Genomic DNA, 23539 nt, shown 5'->3' with positions numbered 1-23539 from the left:
GGACGGCTCTTATTTTCACTTTACAAACGTAACATATTCACCAGAAACCCATTGATTTCCACCAACATTATACCAACCATCTTTATATCCAAACGATTGATATTTTTCACCTTGATACACGTTTTTCACAATGCCGTAATTTGTTCCAGGGCCGGTACGAACACGTAATACATCCGCGATTATAGTAACTACACCTACACCATCATTTGATGATTGTGAAGTTGCTGGTACATTTCCTCCCGTATAACGAATGTATGATGGATCGTTATAAACCCACTGATCGCCACCTAGATTTAACCAGCCATTTGATTGTCCAAATACTTTGTAGGACTCTCCTTCCCTAATTGACGAATAACGCCATATCCAGTACCAGGTCCTTTTCGTAAATTTACATTACTACCGTTAATATAAGCAACCCCTACATTATCATTCGACGTGGGAGGAGTCACTACGTTTTGAGCACCTTTTCCAAAAGTATCCGTTCCATACCCTTTGTAGTTATATTGCAAATGCGGGCTATCCACAAATCCTTTCCAGTCACCGCCCCATTCGAAACCAATTTGTTTAGCATAACGAATTGCTGAAGCCCACGGTTCTTTATTATAGCCATTCCAATCTTCTGTACCATTCGACTGAATTGGAACAAAATCTAATGCCTGTCCTACTAAGTGATATGAGCGCATCGTTTGTGATGCTCCTTTACGAACATATTCACGTTGTTGCTCGACCGTACGGATTGTTTCATAAATTAATACTTCAATTCCATTGTCGATACAGTACTGATACCACTTAAAAGCTGCAGCTTTCGTATTATCCGCTAATTTATTCAGATTACTTACATTTCTATTGTGGTATTTCAATATGCAACATCTCCTTTTCTATTATCCTATGCAAAACTCGTCTCACGGGTTGTACATATACCTAGAACGATACGAAGTACAAATACATAGGAAGCCAATTCAGCTAAAAAGGTTTTCACTTCTAGCTTCAAACTTTGTAAGTTGAAATCGAAGCAATAAAAAAACCACAACCTAAGTCTTCAAGTTGCGATTTTTGGTATTTTCTTTTTATATGCTACATGCCTTCTTGCATTGATAATCCTAATATGCAGGTTTTGTAAATTTTTCCTTTATGAATAACACTTCTTATTCATGACTTTTCAAATCCAATAATATTGAATGTAAACGATCCGGATAATTAGTAAACATCCCATCGACTCCCCATGAAAGTAACTTTTTCATATCTTTTTCATTATCTACTGTAAATGGATGAACTTCTAATCCGCTTTTCTTTATTTTCTTTACATAATCTGAATCAATATATTTGTAATTCATACCAAGACCTATGCAGTACGTTTTATACTTTTCTATCTCTAATTCTGTTAATTGAACTGCTTTTTTATAAGGTAATAATTGTACTAAGGATATATTACTATTTAAGCCATGAATCTTTTGTAGACTTTCTTCACTAAACGATTGAATAATAACTTTATCCTGTATTTCATAATGATTAATAATTTCTAATAATTTTTCTTCCATTCCTGGATATTCATTAGGTGATTTTGTTTCGATATAATAGTTCGCATTATGCCCAAACGTTTTAATAATTTCTGTTAATGTTGGGACTTTAACATTTTCAAATTCTTTCTTTGCTAAGTTCGGATATTTTTCATTAAAAAAAGAACCAGCATTTAGTTGCTTTATTTCTTCTAATGTATGCTCTTTCACTAGCCCAGTACCATTTGTTGTACGGTTTAAGGTTTCGTCATGCATTGCCACTAAATGCCCATCTTTTGTCATTTGGAGATCAATTTCTATATAATCTCCATTTATTTTTTGTCCTAATTGATATGCTGCTATTGTATGTTCAGGCGCGAACGCAGAAGCACCTCTATGTGCGATATTTTTTATATGATTTGATTGATTCATAGCTTTAGTATACTTATGTTCATTAATTTTCTGAAAAACAAAGATACTTATTATTATAAAGGCACAAATTATTGTAACGAGATATATCTTTTTCATAACGATTTATAAGCTCCTATATAAAGACGATTTAACTTGAATGATTTACTCAATTAAATGTCGATTTTCCAATACAGTCATTTTGCCGATAGCTTGAAATCCCGATTTTTTATAAATATTGATTCCATCGGGTGAAGCTTGTAATACACAATACGTATTTTTAAATTTATGTGCTTCTTGCAGCAGGAAATTGAACATAGCAGATCCGTACCCTCGTCCTCTCATTCCTTCTTTCGTTGCTATGTCATAAATACCAATACTATCTTTTGAACATATCAATGAACCAACAGTTACGACTTCACCTTCATATAACCCTAAAAATAATTTCATATTCTCACTGTTACATATATCAAGATTAGAAATTTGATTATAGAATGCTTGTACATGTATACCTTCTTCTGATGTGCCGAATAGATCAGCTAACGTTTCTCCAAATTTATTTATTTGTCCAGGTGAAGATGCTTGTTGAATAGTAAAACTTACTGGCATGTTTATTGTTGGGGAAATTGTTTTTAAGTCTGCTACCATCGCAATATTCTGTTCCACTTCTTTTAAACCGATTTTAATTAACTCACTTTTTATATCCCGCTCTTGCTCCTCATCCCATAACCAAACACTCATTGGAAAATTTCTTTGATAATAGTATTCTACCTCTTTATATAATTTCTCGATCCCTTCCGTTAAATTATTGTTTAGTAGAGTGATGATATTAAATGTATCGGCAGGTAATCCACAATCAACAGCAATATAATCTTTCGTTTTTTTTATACTCATTCCGGGCACAAATTGTGCAACATATGAAGTTTTAAATGCAAAGTTATCTAGTAGTAGTTGTTTATAATTCATCAATAGTTCTCCTTTTCATAAAAAGTAACACTCGAATTTTTCTATATTAAATATAACATATTAGAAATTTACCATTTTCTATAAAAAGTACCTCTTTAAATTGTGCTCTATAGTTTAAAATAATTAAAAATGATATAACGTTGTCGGAATGAAAAAAGTGGTATATAATAAATATTAACATTACTAGTAATTATTTTAGGTATTCCTAGAATAAAGGAGCGATACATATGAAAATTACTATTTATTTCGGAAGTCATGAAGATCAAGATGTTCGTACTATGGACTGTCATTTAGATGTAGAAGATACAGAAGAGATTGTTTCTGTATCATAATATAAATAGTTAGGGTAAACCCTATCCCTTACAGCGTTTAAGGCACCTTTTATAAGGTGTCTTTTTTGTTATATTTTCATCAAAAACCCTTTACTTTATAGCGTTTTAATAGTAAAATATAGATATACGAACAAACGTTCTTTTTTATTTTAAACGTACATGAAGGGATGATTTTAACAATGGCTCCATTAAAGCGCAGAGGAAGAAAAAAGCAAGCACCTATTATTTCAAATACAGGCTTTATCGGCTCTGTCTTTATTGATACATTGGAGTTACAAAAGAAATCCTATTATTTCGCTCGTAAAAAACTTCAAATTGTTCATCACGTACTAGATGGTCTCTCTGGAGCAACAAGTGCTTTATTTAAAGAACATAACATTTCAGCATACATGTCATGTGTGTATTTACATAAACAAAAGAAAATTGGTTTTGTTCTTTCAACGAAACCATTTGAACAAAGTGATGGCATTGCTTATTTTGTAAATTATTTAATCGAAAAGAATTTTTATGGCGGCCATGATGAAGATGTAGAATATCAAGAAGTATTTAATACAGGTTTTATCGGTGTAGTATTCGCTGATTTATCTAGTATAGATCGCTTTAATTTCGAGTTTGAAATGGGTATGCTAACGAAATTAATGAAAGATATGATTATTCCGGTTAAAGAACTCTTTTTACGCCATAATGTACCGGCTTACATCTCCACTTCTCACTTAGAAGAACAAAACAAATTAGGTTTCGTTCTCTCTGTAAAGCCATATGACGAACGCGCTGAAGCAGATTTATATTTTGAAGCGTATTTAAAAGAACGCGGATTATTTATTGGTGATGAAGAAGATGATATTGATAAGATTGTCATTAGAAAAACCGCTGAATTACGATAGAAAAGCGCAGGATCAGCATCCTGTGCTTTTTAAGTTACGTTAAACACTATAATCTTTTGAATGAATTTCTAAATTTAACTTATTTGCTAAAATTTTATTCAAAGTAAAAAATACAATCCCCCCTGCAATGGGAAGCGTGTAGGCTGGAATGAAATTTAATAATAGTCCTGATATTGCAAGTGCTATTGGCTGCATTATTTTACCTAAGCTTAATCCAATACTAAGAACTCTTCCTCTATATTCTTCAGGAATCTCATTTTGCATGAAATACATTAAAGGAATATCAATTTGTGCTATCATAAATCCTAAAAAGAACATAATCATGCAATACGTAGTAACATATACCAAATTATTTACTACAATAGATTTAAATAAAACAGGTATCCCTGAAATTATCATAAAAACCGCCAACATAAAACTTAACTTTTTCAAAAGATAAGCGTAAGAAAAACGATCGGTTATCTTTTTCACTAAAATCGCACCAATTATCATACCTACTGGAAAAGTCCCTTGAATCAAACCAAATTGCTTAGAACTAAGATTGAGAACTGTGTTAATAATGTATGGCAACGGAACAGTTACAGCAAAGCCTAAAAAGAAATTAAGAGAAATTAAAATACTAAAAGTATTTTTTAAGCTTTTCCGCTCCAATAAGTAAGAGTATCCCTCCTTTATATCTTCGATAAAATTAATTTCTCTAATTGAACATTCCTCATTTATGTTTTGCTCAAACAATTTAAAGTTAATAAACAATATGGAAATAGCCGAAAGGATAAATGAAATACCATTTATAATTATAAAAATTTTAATATCAAAGACTGCAAAAACAACCCCCCTAACATAGGCCCTAGAATTAAAGATATAGAATCGATAATTTTACTTATAGAATTAATACTCATTAACCACTCTTTAGTGACCATATTCGGTTTTACGGCCTCTAAACCTATTCCAAAAAAAGTTGTAAATACTGTCATAAGAAAGGTAGTAGTATAAATGATGAATAAGTTTAATCCATAATAGCTGCTTAATATATAAACAGTTATTAATAAGAATCCGCTTAGTAAATCCATACAAATAACCAGTTTCTTTTTATCAACCTTATCAGCAATGACACCGGCAAATGGATTCATAACAATCATTGGAATCGTTCCTAATATGAGCGAAATTGCAAAATTTAACGCAGATCCGGTTATTTGTAAAACATACAATCCTAATGCAAAACTATAAATAGAGCTACCAAATAGTGATACTGTTTTTGCAATTGAATATAAATAAATATTTCTTAGTTCTTGGTTTCTTTTTTTATTTTCTATATATAATCGTAAACTTCCCATCACTTTTCCCCCTGCCTAACTTTGTGTTACGTACATTGTAAGTTCTTGGGTCAACCCAATAGCAATATGTACTATTTGAAAAGTTTTAAGGGGAAATAAATAAAAGATGGGGTTAACCCCATCTTTTTCCGAAAAATGAATATGTATAAATTTCTTCTCCTTGAACAAAGAAATCCTCGTATCTTCCCCCTCGTATCAAATAATTTGAAGTACTTTCATCAATAGATTGAAACTGTAAATTTCCGATTTCTTTTGTTACTTTTGCAGATGTAAAATTCTCTCTGAGTCTAGGTGCAATTTGGCTATTTATACTAAATTTATTAAATAAAATAAATGAACTTAATAAATAACAATTGTGTTTAAAAAGGGAATTTAATTCGCACAATAAGAACTCCTCATGTTCAAAACTATAATTACTTGTACCTGATTGATCGATTACAATATCAGCAGAATAATTCTGAATAGGAATGTTTAGAAAGTCAGCACAGATAAATACAATATTTCTTTTCAAATTTCTTCTCTCAATTACATCTTTTAAAAGTAAAAGTTTATTCAAATCTCGATCAACAGCAATATATAAACACTCTTCCGGTAGTTCTTCATAAATATTTCGTAAAAAGAACCCAATACCAGACCCTAAATCAAGTAGTATTTTTTCATTTAAATCTAATTGCATTAGTTTCTTTTTCGCCCATTCTCCTCCTCTTTGAACATTTTCCAAAAAAGCAGTATCCGTTTCATGGATATAATCTGAAATAGAATCTTCAAGTGATTTCCTCTTATACACCTCAAATAATTTTCCAGCTGTTAAAACTCCGGAAGTAATCGCGTATTCTTCACCACAATTACAAATTAATTTCCCCTCAACAATTTGATTTTTATTAATAATGCCATCTTCAAGAATTAAATTTCCGTTACACTTAACACATTTAAATAAATGAAGTACTTTTAAATCTACCCCTAAAATTGAACTCGAAATTTCAGTTTCTATAGATAAATTATGTAACACTTCCTTTAATTTATCCCGTTTCTTCTCCAAAAGTTCTATTTCCTGTTCCATTTCGTCATATTTTAGTTTAAATAAAGATTGGTAAAAGGTAATTTTTTCGTAATTCATAGATTTCGCTAAATTTTTATAAAAAAATAGTTCTTTAATTTCATTCAAGCTAAACCCTAAATCTTTGTAATGTAATATAAGTTCTAAATCTCTTTGACAATACTCATCAAAAAAATAGTGCCCTCCTTTTTTTTCAGGAATAATGAGACTGAGATCCATATAATGTCTAATTGTATCAATACTTATGTTATTTACTTTACCAAACTTACCGATTTTCATAATATCCCTACCATTTAAATATTTTTTTATATAGATTTCTATTTTTACCTTTAAAAATCCTTTCACCTTTTTTTATCAGCATTATTTACGGAATAAACAAATAGTATTATTTATATTGTTGTGCCTAATAATATAACATGCAACTTTTGGTTTTATGTATGTTAAATTGTCAGTATCAAAATTATTAAACCTAAATAGATTTATTACTCTCTACTTAATGAAGTGTACCTATAAACGGACATTATAGCATCGCTTTATTGAATTGTTGGAGTAGGATTACTATAGAAGGTTACATAGGGGGAGCGTCAGGAAAATGCCGATTTACAATGATAAGGGAATTCCAAATTAAAAAGCGCAATTTCTCTGCAAATCAAAACAGAGAAATTGCGCTTTTTAATTATTTCATTTCTTTATTGAATTCATTAACTGGAAGAAGTATTCAGGTTTATGAGTCTTATTTAGGTTATACCATGAATGTAATGCATCTGGTGTAAATACATCTATTTTTTTCAGTACCTCCCTTGCAAATTCCAGAGGAGCTATTCCTGATGCAGTAACTAAATTCGCATCAGATACCGCAGATCCCAACTCATAAAACTTTTCTCCTTTATAGTTAGGACATACCATTTTAGTATATTCTAAGTTATTACTTGTATGCTTTCTAGTATCCAAGTATCCCATATTCGCTAGGGCATCAGTTGCACCACAAATTGCAGCAACAATAGTGCCAATCTTTAGAGCTTGGCCAATTCTTTCCAAGGTAGGTTGATGAATTTCTTCGCTCCAAGTAGTCCCTCCTGATAAAATTAAAAGATCTTTACTCTCAAGAGTACATTCATCAAGGGAAATATCTGGTTTTATGCTCAGTCCTCCCATAGTAGTAATCATTTCTTTATTAGCTCCTACTGTAATTACTTTTAAAGGTGCTAAATCTTTTTTGAAATATCTTCCTGAGTTTAGTTCAGCAATTAAATATCCATATTCCCAGTCCGACATTGTATTAAATACATATAGCAAAACTTTTTTTGTTTGCATCCAATAACACTCCAATCACAATTTATATAGCTATTATAATATAACTTCCCTGACAGTTAACGTCAGGGAAGTTATCATACTTGATGAAATTTTATTAATTCCGACAGAACTTCAATAAGTCTTTTCTTAAGACTTATTGGCTCAATAACTTTAATAGATTTATTGTACGGTAAAAGTAAATAAGGTACATATGTATGTATCATATCTTTTTCAAGAAGAAAAACTGCTTGATTTGAAGTCCGTTCTTGTAAATAATGTCCTAAAAACCAATGTTGGCAAATATCAGCTAATACATTTTTATCCCCATTAATAACCAAAGAAATAATATCTTTCTTATCTTCTATAGTTGGAAGAAGACTTTTTATAAAAAAGTCCCGTGCTGAAAAATTTTCTGGCCGGTTAAACTTATTTTCCGTTAGCATTAAACTTTCAATTCGATCTACTCTAAAACTACGGATATCATTCCTAAGATGACAAAATCCAATCACATACCATTTATTATTCCAATAGATAATTCTGTATGGATCGACCAATCTATAATTTAATTTCTTTTCACCATTTTTATGGTAAAGAATTTTTACTGAGTACCCGTCAGCTACGGCCTGCTCCAACTCCTTCAAAAAAGTTTCTATAGAGAGCGGACTTAATCGACTTATTACTTCAAGACTAGTTAAATGTTGATTTATCTTTGTTTCCTGCTCTTGATTTGAGTATTTACTTAGTTTTGAAATGGCCCTATTTAATGCTTCACCTCCATAATACCCGGCTTCTTCTGCAAAAACAGCAGCATGAAATAGTGAAGTTTGCTCCTCAAAATCAAAAAAAAGAGGGGCTTCAATAAAATTGTTCAATAAAGTGTATCCGCCGTTATGTCCTGGTTCTGAAATTATAGGTACTCCACTAGTTGAAATTGTATCAATATAACGATACACAGTCCTTATATTCATCTCTAACTTTTCTGAAATTTGTTTTGCAGTAATTTTTTCACCTGAACGAAGCATCCAAAGAATTGCTAACATATTGTCAATTTTAGGCATATAATTTCACCTCTATATGAAACTTATTTTCTATTATAAATTTCCGATTTTCGGTATAACTCATCAATTGTTCCTTAAACTTTTTCTTCAAAAATAATATCCATTCTGATTTCGTTCAGTTGCTGAAATTGCCTTGAAGAATTCTGGTTAATTGAACTGACACGTATAATAGCATAAATGGTACTGCAAGCGTAACTAGTTTCCTTACTTTTATATTAACCTTTCCCCTTGAAACTAAAGATATATCTTTTATATACTATTGGTTAAATTTGGATGTATGAATATTATTTTATATTGAAAAAATAAATACGTCAAAATTATTTTACGGAAATTATAAAAATCATATTATATATAGATTAGTAAACTACTGAAACAATGCCCCCTAAAAGCGAAAAACGTGTTTCTATCTGTGAATTTATAAGAAAGGATGACGTTTTTATTTCTATTTGTATGTGTGATAAATTACACCTATTTCCTTGAGAATTTTAAAAATCCTCATCCCCAATACCATACGAGTTGTTGCTACGGGTCTTGGTTTTGTACAAAAAATCGATAGAAACCAAGAAAATGATTTTATATCTTTTTATGTTTAGAGGAATTAAAAAATCACTACACCTCCTTCATATACGTGTAATATACAGGGATTTATAACTTGATATAGAACATAAAAAGGAGGTGTTTATATTATAAATAAAATGATATACATAAGTGGAGGGTTAGAAAATGAAAATTGCAATAGTCTGCTTCGATAACTTTACTGATATAGATGTTTTTCTACCATGGGATTTATTAAATCGTGTACGTTTAGTCGGTGGTCTTTCTGATTGGGATGTACAGCTTTTAGGAACAGAAGAAACTCATATATCTATGTCTGGCTTGCGTATTCCCATGACAGGAAGCATATCTGATATCCCTTTTGCCGACGCTGTAATATTTGCAAGTGGTAAAGGTGTAAAGGATTTATATAAAAATCAACAATATATTAATAGCATTCATGTAGATCCTCAAAGACAATTAATAGGATCTATGTGTTCTGGTTCACTACTATTAGGGGCTAAAAAATTACTAACTGGTAAAAAAGCTACTACATATCCCTCAGCAGTAGAACAACTTAAAGAATTTGGTGTAGACGTTATTGAGAAAAGTTTCGTAAACGAAGGAAATATCTCGACTGCTGCAGGTTGTTTTGCTGCTCAAGAACTATCAGCTTGGATTATAAGGACCCTACTTAATGAAGAAATGGTTGATATTGTACTAGAAACTGTTCAGCCAGTAGGAAAAGGTTTATATTTTTAATCTCAAATCAAGTCAAGAAATTGTGGTTGCTCCCCAAAAATGATAAAATAAGATTTTTGTTTCGAGTTAACACAAATTTCGTTCTAGAGCGCTATAAAACTTCAACTTGATGGTGGCGTGGTATGCACCATTTATAAATAAAAAAACCCGCGTATCATTCACGGGTTTTCTTCTTAATAACTAATTGCTATTGTACCTTCACCTGCATGAACTGCAAATGAAATTGGTAATGGATATAGTTTGAAATCCATTTCAGGGAATGCTTGTCTAATATCTGCAATCCATTCTTCAGCTCCATCTTTATCGTTAGCATGGAACATGTGAAGTACTTTTGGCAATTCTTTTTCAAGTTCATTTTTAATGTATTCTCGGCATTTTTGGATTTTACGTACTTTCTTTTCAAGTAAAAGCTCTCCACCTTTTACTTCTAATATTAAGTTGACACTTAATAAACTTCCAAGTAAAAATTGAACTCCCTTTACACGTCCACTTGCATAAAGGCCTTTTAAACTTTTCGGGAATACATGGAAAGGTCTTCTTTTTTCATCTACTAATGTTTTGTGTATATCTTGTAAAGTCATACCATCATTGTATAACGATTTCGCTTTTCTAATTAGTTCATCCATTGGATAACTTGTTGTTTCGCTATCTAATACCGTTAATGGGAAACCTGCCATTTCTGCAGCTAACTTCATGTTTTGATAGGTTCCACTTACTTTTCCGCTAATAGCAACTGCAAATCCTTCTTCATATTCTTCTTTGCATTTCGAAAATAACTCTACCATTTCCCCTATGTTAGGTTGTGATGTAGTGACAGTTTTACCTTCGTTTAAAGCATTATAAACGCGCTCACGCACACCTTCTTCACAATCTTTGTACGACACACCATCAATAATAACTTCAATTGGGATAACAAAGTTATCTCCTTCTGTTGTAAAACTCGCAGTTGTACTATCAGTAATCCAAGCAACACGCTTCATGTTGTTCCTCCCTTAATTCAATTCCTCTTTTCTAATTTTTCTATATATTTATGTTATGAAAAGAGAATATCCCTGTAATAGTAACAGGACTTTATTGTTTTGGCTATAGTAGATAGATGATAAATGTGAATATTTCTTGTCTTTTTCACAAATTAAAAAGAAAATCAAGAAATTTGCTTGATTTTCCTTTTATCTTACATTATTTAAAAGTTTCATTATCTAAAATTACAACATAATCATTTGTTAATCGTCCGGCTTCTTTCGTATAACTAACAAGTCTTTGTACATTATCACAGCTAAGTTTTGCACCCCATACAAGTAATGGTACACCAATAAAGTCGATGTGAAATCTTCTAGAAAACAGACCGCCAAAAGTCATTGGTAAAGGTACTGTTGGTGATGTATTAGAAAAAATAATCTTTTCATGACTTTGATAATGTTTTTGCAGAATCTCTCCTAAATGCTTCATCGCAGGTACAACGATTTTTGATGCGCCGCATCCAATCGTATAAACCGGGTTACCATTTTCATCTACTCCATGAAAAATAATTTTCCCTATATCTTCAGTTTTCAATTTATTAAAGTAATCTACATTTAATATTTCTTCTTTTGTTAGCTTACGATCCGTTGGTAATTTATTTAAATGATAAGCTGCTGCAAGTGCAGTTGAATGCGTTCCGCCGAAATCCGTGTAAATGAATATCATATGATCATCCCTTGTTATAAAAGTTCAATGTTATTTAGTATTACCGTTCACAGCATTGATAAACAAGGGATGAATGTATTTATACTTTTTTATTAATGTATTATTCATTTCCAATTATACTATTGTCTATTTATTATATTACACCATGTAATAGCCATAAGCTTATCTATAAAAGTAAAAAGACGTACTTTTTCGTACGTCTTTTATCATCTTTATTCAAAATAAATGTATACTTTAACACGTATGAATTGTTAGTTATCAATAGTTTCTATTCTTTTAGAATCCGTCTCATTAAATACTTGAATGTTAAATTTAGCAGCTAGCATTATAGTGATTTTATAAATAAAGTATCCAAGAATACAACCTATAACGTTACATATTACATCATCAATATCAGTAATACGTCCCACTCCACTAAATAAAGACTGAATTAATTGTAGCAATTCAATACTAACTGATATAGTAAATCCTAATAAAATAGTATTTTTGAACTTTTTATATTTATCCCATAAAATTGGTGCTAAAAATCCTAAAGGCATTAATAATAAAATATTCCCGCCTACATTTCTTACAATTAGACCAATCATAAATAGGGCATCCCCATCATAAGCACTACCAATTTGATTGATGTCTTTAATAATTGATGCAAATGGAATTATATTGACCGAGCGATTCAGATTTTCAATATTAGAAGGAAAACCGATTGGTAAAGGGAATAAAGTTACTGCAACAACCATACAAATGTAAACCACGAATAAAAAACTTACTATTTCTTTCCACCAAATCACATGTTTTTTATTTTTGGTACCAATTAATATTCCACGTACAATTAAATAACAAATAACCCCTAAAATAATAAACAAACTACCGTTGATCATATACAAATTGTTAACACATCCTTTCATATGAAGTAATAATTAAAATTTACAATTATATAGTAATGTTTTTTAATTTAAAAATCCATATAATTATATGTAATTGTGCAGAATTACAAAAACCCCTTATTTAATAAATAAAGGGTTCCTCGTTAACTAAAATATTTTTCAAAACAGAAACAAGCATGAACCCGTTTAAATTATTTTCGTATCTCTTCTTTTATATCCATATAATTAAAAAGCTCTTTCTATTTCTGTCATTAATTTTTCGGGTCCTGCCCCTTTATTCGATGGAATAACTAAAGTGATTCCTAATTCTGGATATATAGCCGAGCGAAAACTGACGCCTGGATCATATCCCATTACATGATATTTGAATACCTTGTTTTCTCGTGTTTCAATCCATATTCCATATCCGTAAGATTGTTTATCATTTACTTGAATGTGGGGAGTTAAAAGTAACCTTGTATATTCCTTTCCTAAAATTTCATTATTAAATAGTGCCGCCCAAAATTTCAGCATGTCTGGTGCAGTAACATATGCACCTCCATCAGCTCCTCCTTTTATTGGTATAGAGTAGACGTTTGTTCTCCAATTTTGGTTGGTTTCGTCCTTTATATATCCTAGAGCTGTATGTCTTGGTAATCTATCTAACGAAAAATAGCCAGAATCATTCATACCAACAGGATTAAAAATGTTTGTTTCTATATACTCCGTGAATTTAAGTCCCGTCTGTTCTTCTATTATTAATCCAAGTATAATAAAACCTGCGTTGTTGTAGTGAAACTTATTTCCAGGTGCAAACATCATATTATTGTTTTGAAATAATGGTAAAAAGTCTTTTACGCTCTTTAGTAGATACATAGGTGTTTGTTTCCAAAGGTCTTCGAAGTTATCCATAATACTTTCATCAAAATAATCTGGTATACCAGCACTATGCGTTAGTAGTTGATGTATTGTAATATCTTCATCGAAGTTTGGAAATTTTATCTCTAGACAATCTTTTAATTTTGTATGAAAAGAAATAACACCTTTTTCAACAAGTTGACAGATGCCAATTGCAGTGAAGATTTTACATCCTGAGGCAATGCCGAATCTTGTTTGTATCGTATTGTTTATACATTCACTTTTGTTTGCGTAACCCATTGCTTTTTCATAGATTAAGTCTTTTTCTTTTTTTACAAAAACTACTCCAGAGAAATCTATTTTCTTTTGTATTTCTTTTACAATTCTATTAATTTCATCTTTTGTTTTTATCACGACAACCACCCTTGTCTTTCGGTATTGTTCTTTACCCTTATTAATTTTTCCATATAAAAGAGAAAGAACCCTTTTATTAAATACGATAAATTGTTAATGAGAACACAAAGTTCATTTCGAATGTATTCCGCTATTTGTGGGCAGTAGGACCCCCATCTCAAAATTCAGCGAAAGCAAAGAAGTTAAGTGGGGACCCTGCTGCCCGTAAAAGCCCGATTGGTGAGGGCTGATAATCAGTGGGGGATGCTCCCCTGATTAAAATTTCACTTTATTGACTCAGTAGAATACAACTTAGATTGTGATGGGAATAAAGTAAACACACACAAGACGATAGTAATAAATAACATTATTAATGACCCTACAATAACTACAAGTTGTATAGAAATGAACTGAGTCGCAACACCAGATAGTATTGTAATAAAGATTGTTACTAACGCAATAACAAGTCCATATATGCTCCCGATCCGTCCCATTATATGAACGGGAACATTATTTTGGTAAAATGTATAAAATCCTGTATTTGCATATGCCATAGAGAAAGATAAAATAAAGAATCCAATAGCAGCTATTAAAAATACATTTGAAAAAGCATAAATTAAATAACCAATTGCGATGAATAATGATCCTATTCCAATTAGAAATGAAGGTGCTAATTTTTTTGACAAAATTGTATTTGTTACGGCACCTAAAATAAATCCTGCACCAGCTATACTAACTAGAAAACCGTATTCACTATCTGTTAGTAGTAATACCTCTTTCGCAAACGATAGTTCAAGTGAATCAGTAGCAGTTGCTAATACGAACATACTTTGAAATAAGAAATACACACATACGACATACACATGTTTTCTACTAAAATTTATAACAGTGTTCCAATCTTTTTTTAATACTGTAAGTGATAATGTATTACTAGTTGTATCCGAATCTTCTTTCTTATCAAGATTCGGTAAAAGTAATGTAATGAATCCTGATAAGAGAAATGCTATAGCATTCATATATATAGCAAACTCTGGTGTACTCGCAATTAATAAAACCCCCGCTATCGCTGGACCAATTAAAAATGCACCAGATCCTATTAAACTGCGTAATGAGTTAAAACGTTGTCTTTGCTCTACTGGAATTAATTTCGTCATATATGTCATAGCAGTTGGCTCATAAATTGCACTGGCCATACTTATAAAGAATACGAATACATAAACAATCCAAAGTGACGGAAGTAAAGGTAAAATAGCGATAAATAACGCACGATATATATCGAGGTGAATCATTAATTTCCGTTTATTTAAACGATCAATCATACTCCCAGACCAAGCGTTTGTAAATAAAGTGGCTAATGGTTTTATTACATATAAAGTAGCAACAGCTAAGGCTGAGCCACCCATATTATAGACAAGTACATTCAGTGCTATTAAGTAAATCCATGCCCCTAAATTCGCAATACCAACTCCGGACAATAGTAATAAAGGATATTTCCAATCTTTAAGTAAATTTTTCATTTTTGGCCCCCGCTTTCAAAATTGTTTTACAACAATAAAAAAATCCCACCCCCAAGACTTTTAATCTTAGGGACGAGATTTATCATCGCGGTGCCACCCTAGTTTGTTAATATGTCACCATACTAACCTTATCAGGTACTGCATTCTAATTCATGCTTATACCATAGCTCTATAACGGGAGCTCCCGTCACACCATCCCCTAATAATAGGTTCCGATGAGCTGCTCAGAGGCTTGGTTCAATAAAGAATTTTTACTCCTTTTCAGCTAAATGGGGCTCTCTGTGAAAAATTCATTTTATTTACTCTTCTCTTCACTGCATTTGATTTTTTCCATATTATCACATATACATTTAACTGTAAATAAAAAATAATCAGATATTTATATTTTCGTCATTTTTGCTTTACGACCAATTTGACATACGAAACGCATTAGCTTTTTATGAAGATAAGGAAATAAAGTGAAGAATACGTCCATCGTTTTTTTTAATGGCATTGGACAAATTACTAATTTATTTTTATGAATAGCTTTCAGTGCAATTTCAGCGAATTTGTCAGCTGAAATTGGCTTATTTGTTTTTAGTTGTTTTATAATTTGATTCTTATTCATATTAATTGCAATTGATTTTTCAAATATGGGTGTATCTACAAAAGTTGGACAAAGCACACTTACATTTACACCGTATTCTTCCGCCTCATAATGTAATGAAGTTGTTAAACCTACGATAGCATGTTTGGTTGTTGCATACGCGGTACAAAGGGGAGCTGGTCCTAAACCAGTTGCAGAAGCAGTATTAATGATATGACCAAATCCTTGTTTTTTCATGAATTGGTAAGCCAATTGTGTTCCGTAAATTACTCCTAATAAATTTATTTCAATAATATGTTTCCAATCATCCAAAGACATATCGAATACTTCTCCATACATAGCAATTCCTGCATTATTAAACATATAATCAATTCTACCAAACTCATTAACTATTTTTATAATAAGTTCTTCTACGGATCCAGCGTTAGTAACATCTAAATATTCGAACCTAGCTAATTGATTATTATTTTTTATATTATTCACAAGGTCTTGGCCACAAGTTTCATTAATATCAGCGATAATTACAAATATATCTTTATTTGCTAATTGAATGGCTAAAGCTTTACCAATACCAGAAGCGCCGCCAGTTATAATTGCGATTTTTTGCTCATCCATATAAATAACCTCCTGTTGTTTATACATATAATGAAAACGGACGAGTGTAAGGATTTGAACAATCGTTCTAATTCGCGTGTCACGCTACATAAATTTGTTTGAAATAGAGAGTAAAAAAATTTTAATAGCTTCTTCAAATAAAACTTCTAATTTCTCCTTTTCAATTGAATGAATGAATTGACATAATCCACCTAGCCATGAACCTAATAAAAGGCATGAACCCTCAACATTTTTCATATAAAACTCACCACTTTTTATACCTTCATCTAAAATTTGTTGATATGCCTTTAAAGGGACAACAGCTAAACCATAAAGTTGTTGAACTGTAGAAGGATTCGTGCTCGGATCAGAGGCAAGTTCTTGCCCCGCTCTTAATAACGGCGTTTTGTAATTATAAAGTACAAATTTAGCCATTCCATATAATTTTTCAGTTGCGTTTGTATACTGTTTTTCTGCTATTTCCCATTTATCATGCCAGTTTTTCATACTGTCTTTAGCTAAATAAACAAATAATTCTTCTTTATTTTTATAATGATAATATATATGTCCTTTACTATAACCAGAGGCTTTAGCAATGTTATCAATGGAGGTTCTTGTATACCCTTTTAAGGAAAATAACTCTATCGCTTTTTCTGCTATTATTTCTTTGGCTAAATCACTATCATATCGTCTTTTATTCAATGTAGACTCCTTCCATCGTTTAATACAAAAATTGAACAATCGTTCTAATTTCAATATATGTAAGTTTTTTTGTTTTAGTAACTGTTAAGCATTTTATTTATTATTTTTTCTGAAAAATACGGTGCGTGAAATTACTCATAAATTTTTAAAAAAGAACCTATTGGATGTAGGTTCTTCAACAAGTTTGAATTAATTCGTATTTGCCTCAGCTAACGGTTGTAACGGCGGTTCTAATTCTAGTTCTAGTGTATCTCCTTCTCGTAAATCTTGTCCTTTTTCAATACTTTGGCTCGTTACATAACCCGTACCCGAAGTTTTCAAATCTAATTTCAAAAGCTTGGAGAAATACATAATATCACGCATGGACCAACCTTTTACATTTGGCATTTGTGCGTTATTCCCTAATAAAAATATACGATCACCTTCACTCATTACCTCGCCAGACTGTGGATATTGTTTTATTATTTTTCCTTCTCCTAAAATTACTGGCTGTAGCTTCTCTTTTTCTACACTTTTCTCTACTGTACCCATCGATTGATTTACATAATTTTGTACTTTTAATTGAGATTGTTTCGTTGCATCAGCTATTTGTTTTTCTGTATACGGTTTCACCTTTAAATATTCAAGGCTGTTTTTTATAACAGGTTTAAATATTTCAGCAAGAGGCTGAGCTCCATACTCATCTCCTTTTAACTTTGGCTGCTTAATAGCTAAGTATACGATTAACTCCGGATCATCAATTGGAGCCATTCCTAAAAAGGAGAAAATGTAATTCTCTTTCCCTTCCATATATCGGCCGTTTTCAGGATTCGGTATTTGTGCTGTTCCTGTCTTACCTCCAATTGGATAACCATCCACTTTATACATTGTACCAGTTCCTTTTGAAGATGTTATAACACGCTCCATTAAGCTTCTAACTTTGTCCGCTGTTTCTTTTTTTATCGGATTCCCAATTTCTTTCGGTTGATTTTCCATAATAACTTCCTTGTTTGTTGGATTTACAACTTTATCAACGATATATGGTTGCATCATTTTCCCGTCATTTGCTATAGCAGTAGCCGCTTGGATTAATTGAATTGGAGTTACTGTAGAACCTTGACCAAAAGAAGTTGTAACCTGTTGAATTTGCGTATTTAATAATAAAGTATTTTTACTTTCTCCAGGTAAATCTATTCCTGTTTTTTGATTGAATCCAAATTTATTCATATATTGTTTAAATTTATTTGGTTTCAGTAACTGATCTTCTAAAATAGAAAAAGCTACGTTTGATGACCTTTCAAAACCTTCATCAAATGTAATTGATCCCCATCCAAATCCACCATTATGATCTTTTATATCAGATGAACCAACGGAATATTTTCCAGATTGAAAATATTCTTTGCCGTTATATACACCTTCATTAATGGCAGCTGCTAACGTAAAAACTTTCATTGTTGAACCTGGTTCATATGCATTTGCAATCGGATCATTTAAAAAGTATTCGATATCACCTACATTAGGATTGTAACTAGGTTTACTAGACATCGCTAAAACCTTTCCTGTTTTTGGATCAGCAATAATTCCAATTAACATAGACGGATCATAATGCTCTTGTGCTTTGTTCATCGCTTCTTCTAAAAAGCTATTAATTTGTTTATCAAGTGTTAAATATACGTTATTTCCATTTTTAGCAGGTTCTACTTTACCTATATCATTTGTAAGCGGAATCCCTCTTCGTGTACCCACATATTCTATATTCCCGTTTGTAGAGCGCAAATATTTATCCAAACTCTTTTCAAGCCCAAACTTTCCTTCCGTATTCCCTTTATCATCTGGTCTAGCAAAACCAAGTATATAGGATGCAAAGTCTTCATTCGGATACACTCTTGCTTTTTCCGACATAAAAGATACACCTGGTATTTTTAAATCATTAATTTTTTCCTTCTTTTCCCTAGATAAGTTCCGACCAATTTTCCCAATTTCAACTTGCGTACGCCCTTCATGAAAGTTTTTTAATACTTCTTCTTTATCAATTTCAAGCGCATCGGCTAATTGTTGTGCGGTTTCATCTTTATTTTTCACTTTATCTTTTCCTTTTAAATTCACAACAACTCGATACGTTGTAGAATCTTGTACTAACACCTTTCCCGTTTGGTCATAGATAGTGCCACGATTCGCTTCTAAAACACCTTTTTTATTATGTTGTTCATTCGCGAGATCCTTTACATTCACATTATGCACGACTCCTACTGCCTGAATATAGAATATACGCAAAATCATAATAAGAAACAAAACAATAAAAGCAATCATCATATATCGAGCGCCTTTATTCGTTTGGAGTTTTTGCATACTTATCTCCTCTCTTTTGGAATGGATTCGTACGAAGATCCGTTTTAAAATTTGTAGTTTTTGTTTGCGATACTATATGTTTCGAAGTTTTCTTTTTAATTCCTTTAAAACAATGCAAAACTAACTGTTGTTATTTTGTGTCATTATTTTATATATTTTAAATACGGTGCGTGAAATTTCAGAATATTAATTAGTACAACTTGATTACAGAGCACTCTAAACTCTTTTCGTATTTCCTATAAAAAAATTCCCCTCTGGATGTCCAAAGGGGAATTTTTATAGGAAAATTATGCGATATGGTTATATTTCGCTAAGAAAGGAATTCGTCTCGCTACTAATGCATACATTTTGAATACAAGTTTCGCTATTGGTTCAAACATACGTGTACTTTGCATTACTAAAGCGCTCGTAATAAGTGTTAAGAATGCTGCACCCAGTATATCTAAAGGATAATGAACACCTACGTACATACGTGATATACCGACTAGTACTGCCCATAATAGCGCGATATATTTCAGTTTTTCTCCTCTAAAAATAAATACGAAGGCGATTGAAAATACAAGTACAGAATGATCACTAACGAATGATGAATCTGCTGCATGTGGTACTAATTGATGTACATCATGTGATACGAACGGACGCGGATGGTAATATACCGCGTGTATAAGAACATTTACTACTAATGCAATAATAACCGAAAGCGTCGTATATAAAACTGTATATTGTTTTCTAATTGCCTTTTCTTTCTTTCCATTATTAAACCATAAGATAAACATAAATAGAACGGCTACGTATGCAGCGCTATTTGTAATAGCAATCATTAACGTATCTAATAGTTTGGATGAATCAGCAAAATTATTAAACCACTGAAATACTGTGTAATTCATTAAACTCTCTCCTTACATACAAGTGTTCTTGATTTACACAGTATACAATACCATTATGAAAATAGGCTTAAACTTTTTTCATCTAATTCTCATTTTACTATTACTCATGTGACAATTATAAAACAAATTTTATACGCTATTTATGTATAAAGCCGGTAAGCCTTTATAATAAGGCGGTTCGTATTTTTTTCATATTTGAAATACATAACATGTTCATTTAAATATACTAATTGCAAAATCATATTTTTTAATTCATTTTAAGTACAATATTTCCAAATTGTTCTCCATGTTCCATACGGCTAAGTGCTCGAATTGCCTCTTCTAACGAGTAAACTTTATCAATAATTGGTTTAATTTGATGTTTTTCTATAAACTTTATCATCTCATTAAATTCCTCACGGCTACCCATGGATGTTCCCATAATATCAATTTGATTGTAAAATAGCGCGCGTAATGGTAATTCAATTTTATCTCCTGAGCTTGCACCAAAATTCACGATTGTTCCGTTTGGTTTTAATACATCAAAATATTTCAAAAAAGTTGCTGGACCTATACTATCTATTATTAAATCTACTTTTTCACCTTGTAAGCTCTCTTCCCAATTTCCAGAACTATGAAAAGAAATATCTGCACCATATTTTGCAGCAAGTTTCCTTTTATTCTCTACCCTTGAAGTAACACTCACTTTAGCGCCAATTGCTTTCGCGAATAACATGGCAAATGTAGCAACACCACCGCCTATTCCCGGAATTAAAACGTGTTCACCGCACTTCAATCTCCCTTTTGTAAAAAGCGCTCTATATGCAGTTAATGCAGATAAAGATAAAACACCTGATTCTTCCCAAGTAATATATGACGGCTTTTCTACTACATTTTTAGCTGGTACAATTACATATTCAGCAAACGTTCCATCTTTTGGCCCACCTAGTACTTCCGGTAACTCCGGTACTTCAGTAGCATGTTCCCATCCAATACTAGGATTAATAATAACTTCTGTATGTAGTGTAATATTTGAAACTCCTTCTCCTATTTCTGTAACAATTCCTGAGCCATCTGAACCTATTACTAATGGTAGATCCATTTCTTTTCTATTGTTTATAATAAATAAATCCCTATGATTCAACCCTGCAGCTTTTAACTTTATTTTCACTTCACCTGCATTAGGACTTATCTCAGGTGAAAATTTATATTCTAACCCCTCTAATCCTTTTTCATATTGATGTACAATAGCTTTCATTGCTTAATTCCCCCTTAATATTTCCAATGTACTAGAAATATCAAAATAAATAAAATAGTTTGCCTCCAATAATTAGAAATTATATATTTTGTTATGAAAAAAATCCTCTCCCTATAAAAAGTATAGGAAGAGGTTTCAAAACTAGTTAGATAAGAATCTATAAATTTATTGAATTCTAGCCAATTCTAATATTTTTCGAATAAACGGCGCTTTTGCCTTTGTATATGAAACACGATCAAAAGCATATGTAATAGCAAGCCTCTCTTTTAATTCTCTATATTCTTTACGTGCCCATTCATGGCTTATTAGAAAGTCACGAAATAAAATATTGTTTCTCCACTCATCACTATTATAAATATAAATATGCAAATGATGAGTACCCGCTCTCCATTTTCCCTTTCTAAAAAAACGCCAATTCGTTGCATCTTTTGGAACATACTCATATCCAATTTCCGATAGAACTTCAATCCACTTTTCAGCTATTTGCAATTCTGTTACGCCAATCATCATATCAATAAGAGGTTTAGCTCCTAATCCTTCTACTGCTGTGCTCCCTATATGTTCAACAGCAATTATTTCTTGTCCTAACAAGGAACAAAATTTCTCTTTTTCTTTTATATACTCTTCACCCCAGTCTTTTTGATATGCTTTAATAACAATTTGTTGATCCATTGTATTCACCTCTTTATAAGTATTTATCATTATATTTATAAAATTTTATATTATTAGCATAGGATTTCCATAAAATATGTCGAATAGTGGAATGTACAACTTAATTATATTAAATGTGAGGTAATCTATGAAAGATAATTCAGTCGAAATTCAGTTAAATAACGTAACATTCCAATTAAAAGAATATCATAATTTTGATTGGCTTATTAAATTAGGGACCGTATTTGCAGTTTTTGACCAGCAAGATTCAGGGAATATAAGTTTTGGTGTAGAAAAAGATGGGCATAAGAAATTTATCAAATACGCAGGAGCACAAACAATTGCATATGAAGGAACAACGGGTGATGCTATTAAAAGGCTAAAAAATTCAGTTACTATCTATGAAGATTTAAAGCATGAATCGCTCATAAGACTAATTAATCATTTTCCAGTCCAATCTGGATATGTATTAATTTTCGATTGGTTTGATGGTGAATGTCTTCATTCGCATTGGAGTTTCCCACCTCCTGAAAAATATAAAAATCCAAACTCACCATTTTATAAATTTAGGCATTTATCTGCTATAGAACGAATTCATTCCTTACATTCCATTTTTTCTTTCCATAGTTATGTAGAAAAGAAAAACTATGTAGCAATAGATTTTTATGACGGTAGTATTTTATATAATTTTAATACAAACGAAACAAAAATTTGTGATATAGATTTATACAGTAAAAAACCTTACATAAATAGAATGGGCCGGCTATGGGGTTCCTCCCGTTTTATGTCACCAGAGGAATTTGAACTAAACGCAATAATTGATGAAAGAACAAATGTATTTAATATGGGAGCAATGGCTTTCTCACTTTTAGGCGGCGAAAAAGATCGTTCTTTTCTAAAATGGGAAGCAAGTAAGGAATTATATGAGGTAGCGTATCGTGCTGTAAATGCCAATCGGGCAGAACGGTATGCATCAGTTATAGAATTCTATGAAGCGTGGTTAAAAGCGGCTAATGCGGAAAGGATATAACCCTAAATTATTAAAAGAAATATAGAGTTTATACTATTATCATGTATATTAAAAATGGTTTTATGAACGTTTCGTACTAATTA

Annotated in this window: 19 protein-coding genes, 2 pseudogenes and 1 other annotated feature; of the genes and pseudogenes, 3 read left to right on the top strand and 18 right to left on the bottom strand. The window is 31.5% G+C overall.

Annotated elements, in window-relative coordinates:
• Positions 1 to 15: 15 nt before the first annotated feature.
• From V7S45_RS13095 to V7S45_RS13085, 3 genes and pseudogenes are all read right to left on the bottom strand, one after another.
• Positions 16 to 860, bottom strand: a pseudogene (locus V7S45_RS13095) (M15 family metallopeptidase).
• Between the two features lie 285 nt (positions 861 to 1145).
• The gene (locus V7S45_RS13090) at positions 1146 to 2024 is read right to left on the bottom strand and encodes a glycerophosphodiester phosphodiesterase (RefSeq protein WP_000725645.1); all 879 of its coding nucleotides are present in this window, start codon (positions 2022 to 2024) and stop codon (positions 1146 to 1148) included.
• A 45-nt stretch (positions 2025 to 2069) separates the two neighbouring features.
• A complete protein-coding gene (locus V7S45_RS13085; protein WP_342761893.1) occupies positions 2070 to 2870 on the bottom strand; it encodes a GNAT family N-acetyltransferase in 801 nt (266 codons plus the stop codon).
• 511 nt (positions 2871 to 3381) lie between these two features.
• Here V7S45_RS13085 and V7S45_RS13080 point away from each other — a divergent pair.
• Positions 3382 to 4086, top strand: a complete 705-nt coding sequence (locus V7S45_RS13080) for a hypothetical protein (protein ID WP_053564316.1) — start codon at positions 3382 to 3384, stop codon at positions 4084 to 4086.
• Between the two features lie 39 nt (positions 4087 to 4125).
• Here V7S45_RS13080 and V7S45_RS13075 read toward each other — a convergent pair.
• The 4 genes and pseudogenes from V7S45_RS13075 to V7S45_RS13060 form a co-directional block, all read right to left on the bottom strand.
• A pseudogene (locus V7S45_RS13075) lies at positions 4126 to 5420 on the bottom strand (MFS transporter).
• Between the two features lie 112 nt (positions 5421 to 5532).
• On the bottom strand, positions 5533 to 6756 hold the full coding sequence (locus V7S45_RS13070) for a methyltransferase domain-containing protein (RefSeq protein ID WP_242278211.1): 1224 nt from the start codon (positions 6754 to 6756) through the stop codon (positions 5533 to 5535).
• 402 nt (positions 6757 to 7158) lie between these two features.
• Positions 7159 to 7791, bottom strand: coding sequence for a type 1 glutamine amidotransferase family protein (locus V7S45_RS13065; RefSeq protein ID WP_342761892.1), 633 nt, complete (start codon positions 7789 to 7791; stop codon positions 7159 to 7161).
• Positions 7792 to 7865: 74 nt separating this feature from the next.
• Positions 7866 to 8828: a YafY family protein gene (locus V7S45_RS13060; protein WP_001124128.1), complete on the bottom strand. Its 963-nt coding sequence runs from the start codon at positions 8826 to 8828 to the stop codon at positions 7866 to 7868.
• A gap of 723 nt (positions 8829 to 9551) precedes the next feature.
• On the opposite strand from V7S45_RS13060, the gene V7S45_RS13055 reads away from it, so the two are divergent.
• Positions 9552 to 10124 (top strand): DJ-1/PfpI family protein, encoded by a 573-nt coding sequence (locus V7S45_RS13055; protein WP_000684454.1) that lies wholly within the window; start codon positions 9552 to 9554, stop codon positions 10122 to 10124.
• A 173-nt stretch (positions 10125 to 10297) separates the two neighbouring features.
• Here the strand turns inward: V7S45_RS13055 and V7S45_RS13050 are convergent, their stop codons facing one another.
• From V7S45_RS13050 to V7S45_RS13000, 11 genes are all read right to left on the bottom strand, one after another.
• Complete coding sequence (locus V7S45_RS13050; RefSeq protein ID WP_000831945.1) at positions 10298 to 11104, bottom strand: DegV family protein; 807 nt, start codon at positions 11102 to 11104, stop codon at positions 10298 to 10300.
• Between the two features lie 199 nt (positions 11105 to 11303).
• Positions 11304 to 11810 carry a DUF3189 family protein gene (locus V7S45_RS13045; protein WP_088338209.1) on the bottom strand — a complete coding sequence of 169 codons (507 nt, stop codon included), beginning with the start codon at positions 11808 to 11810 and terminating at the stop codon, positions 11304 to 11306.
• 251 nt (positions 11811 to 12061) lie between these two features.
• Positions 12062 to 12694, bottom strand: a complete 633-nt coding sequence (locus tag V7S45_RS13040; RefSeq protein ID WP_242278171.1) for a VanZ family protein — start codon at positions 12692 to 12694, stop codon at positions 12062 to 12064.
• A gap of 225 nt (positions 12695 to 12919) precedes the next feature.
• Entirely contained in the window at positions 12920 to 13945 is a 1026-nt protein-coding gene (locus V7S45_RS13035; protein ID WP_342761891.1) for a serine hydrolase, read from the bottom strand.
• Positions 13946 to 14208: 263 nt separating this feature from the next.
• Positions 14209 to 15441 carry an MFS transporter gene (locus V7S45_RS13030; protein WP_063245460.1) on the bottom strand — a complete coding sequence of 411 codons (1233 nt, stop codon included), beginning with the start codon at positions 15439 to 15441 and terminating at the stop codon, positions 14209 to 14211.
• Positions 15442 to 15506: 65 nt separating this feature from the next.
• Positions 15507 to 15765, bottom strand: a binding site (T-box leader).
• Between the two features lie 55 nt (positions 15766 to 15820).
• Entirely contained in the window at positions 15821 to 16642 is an 822-nt protein-coding gene (locus V7S45_RS13025) for an SDR family oxidoreductase (protein WP_000344275.1), read from the bottom strand.
• Positions 16643 to 16726: 84 nt separating this feature from the next.
• Positions 16727 to 17323 carry a TetR family transcriptional regulator C-terminal domain-containing protein gene (locus V7S45_RS13020; protein ID WP_342761890.1) on the bottom strand — a complete coding sequence of 199 codons (597 nt, stop codon included), beginning with the start codon at positions 17321 to 17323 and terminating at the stop codon, positions 16727 to 16729.
• A 189-nt stretch (positions 17324 to 17512) separates the two neighbouring features.
• The gene (locus V7S45_RS13015; protein WP_001170948.1) at positions 17513 to 19651 is read right to left on the bottom strand and encodes a penicillin-binding protein; all 2139 of its coding nucleotides are present in this window, start codon (positions 19649 to 19651) and stop codon (positions 17513 to 17515) included.
• Positions 19652 to 19938: 287 nt separating this feature from the next.
• Positions 19939 to 20538, bottom strand: a complete 600-nt coding sequence (locus tag V7S45_RS13010) for an undecaprenyl-diphosphatase (RefSeq protein ID WP_001110126.1) — start codon at positions 20536 to 20538, stop codon at positions 19939 to 19941.
• A gap of 247 nt (positions 20539 to 20785) precedes the next feature.
• Complete coding sequence (locus V7S45_RS13005; RefSeq protein ID WP_025687471.1) at positions 20786 to 21775, bottom strand: zinc-binding dehydrogenase; 990 nt, start codon at positions 21773 to 21775, stop codon at positions 20786 to 20788.
• Positions 21776 to 21940: 165 nt separating this feature from the next.
• The gene (locus tag V7S45_RS13000) at positions 21941 to 22447 is read right to left on the bottom strand and encodes a GrpB family protein (protein WP_000372673.1); all 507 of its coding nucleotides are present in this window, start codon (positions 22445 to 22447) and stop codon (positions 21941 to 21943) included.
• A gap of 127 nt (positions 22448 to 22574) precedes the next feature.
• On the opposite strand from V7S45_RS13000, the gene V7S45_RS12995 reads away from it, so the two are divergent.
• The gene (locus tag V7S45_RS12995; RefSeq protein ID WP_025689464.1) at positions 22575 to 23456 is read left to right on the top strand and encodes a serine/threonine protein kinase; all 882 of its coding nucleotides are present in this window, start codon (positions 22575 to 22577) and stop codon (positions 23454 to 23456) included.
• Positions 23457 to 23539: the final 83 nt, after the last annotated feature.

The sequence above is a fragment of the Bacillus sp. BR3(2024) genome (assembly GCF_039134555.1).
Lineage (GTDB): Bacteria > Bacillota > Bacilli > Bacillales > Bacillaceae_G > Bacillus_A > Bacillus_A cereus.
Note: the sequence above shows the minus strand (reverse complement) of the source record. Positions and strands in the feature narration are given on the sequence as shown.

What these genes read in the sequence shown, in the direction of transcription:
- V7S45_RS13090 (WP_000725645.1), bottom strand. Translation starts at nt 2,024, where the DNA reads ATGAAAAAGATATATCTCGTTACAATAATTTGTGCCTTTATAATAATA.
- V7S45_RS13085 (WP_342761893.1), bottom strand. Translation starts at nt 2,870, where the DNA reads ATGAATTATAAACAACTACTACTAGATAACTTTGCATTTAAAACTTCA.
- V7S45_RS13080 (WP_053564316.1), top strand. Translation starts at nt 3,382, where the DNA reads ATGGCTCCATTAAAGCGCAGAGGAAGAAAAAAGCAAGCACCTATTATT.
- V7S45_RS13070 (WP_242278211.1), bottom strand. Translation starts at nt 6,756, where the DNA reads ATGAAAATCGGTAAGTTTGGTAAAGTAAATAACATAAGTATTGATACA.
- V7S45_RS13065 (WP_342761892.1), bottom strand. Translation starts at nt 7,791, where the DNA reads ATGCAAACAAAAAAAGTTTTGCTATATGTATTTAATACAATGTCGGAC.
- V7S45_RS13060 (WP_001124128.1), bottom strand. Translation starts at nt 8,828, where the DNA reads ATGCCTAAAATTGACAATATGTTAGCAATTCTTTGGATGCTTCGTTCA.
- V7S45_RS13055 (WP_000684454.1), top strand. Translation starts at nt 9,552, where the DNA reads ATGAAAATTGCAATAGTCTGCTTCGATAACTTTACTGATATAGATGTT.
- V7S45_RS13050 (WP_000831945.1), bottom strand. Translation starts at nt 11,104, where the DNA reads ATGAAGCGTGTTGCTTGGATTACTGATAGTACAACTGCGAGTTTTACA.
- V7S45_RS13045 (WP_088338209.1), bottom strand. Translation starts at nt 11,810, where the DNA reads ATGATATTCATTTACACGGATTTCGGCGGAACGCATTCAACTGCACTT.
- V7S45_RS13030 (WP_063245460.1), bottom strand. Translation starts at nt 15,441, where the DNA reads ATGAAAAATTTACTTAAAGATTGGAAATATCCTTTATTACTATTGTCC.
- V7S45_RS13025 (WP_000344275.1), bottom strand. Translation starts at nt 16,642, where the DNA reads ATGGATGAGCAAAAAATCGCAATTATAACTGGCGGCGCTTCTGGTATT.
- V7S45_RS13015 (WP_001170948.1), bottom strand. Translation starts at nt 19,651, where the DNA reads ATGCAAAAACTCCAAACGAATAAAGGCGCTCGATATATGATGATTGCT.
- V7S45_RS13010 (WP_001110126.1), bottom strand. Translation starts at nt 20,538, where the DNA reads ATGAATTACACAGTATTTCAGTGGTTTAATAATTTTGCTGATTCATCC.
- V7S45_RS13005 (WP_025687471.1), bottom strand. Translation starts at nt 21,775, where the DNA reads ATGAAAGCTATTGTACATCAATATGAAAAAGGATTAGAGGGGTTAGAA.
- V7S45_RS13000 (WP_000372673.1), bottom strand. Translation starts at nt 22,447, where the DNA reads ATGGATCAACAAATTGTTATTAAAGCATATCAAAAAGACTGGGGTGAA.
- V7S45_RS12995 (WP_025689464.1), top strand. Translation starts at nt 22,575, where the DNA reads ATGAAAGATAATTCAGTCGAAATTCAGTTAAATAACGTAACATTCCAA.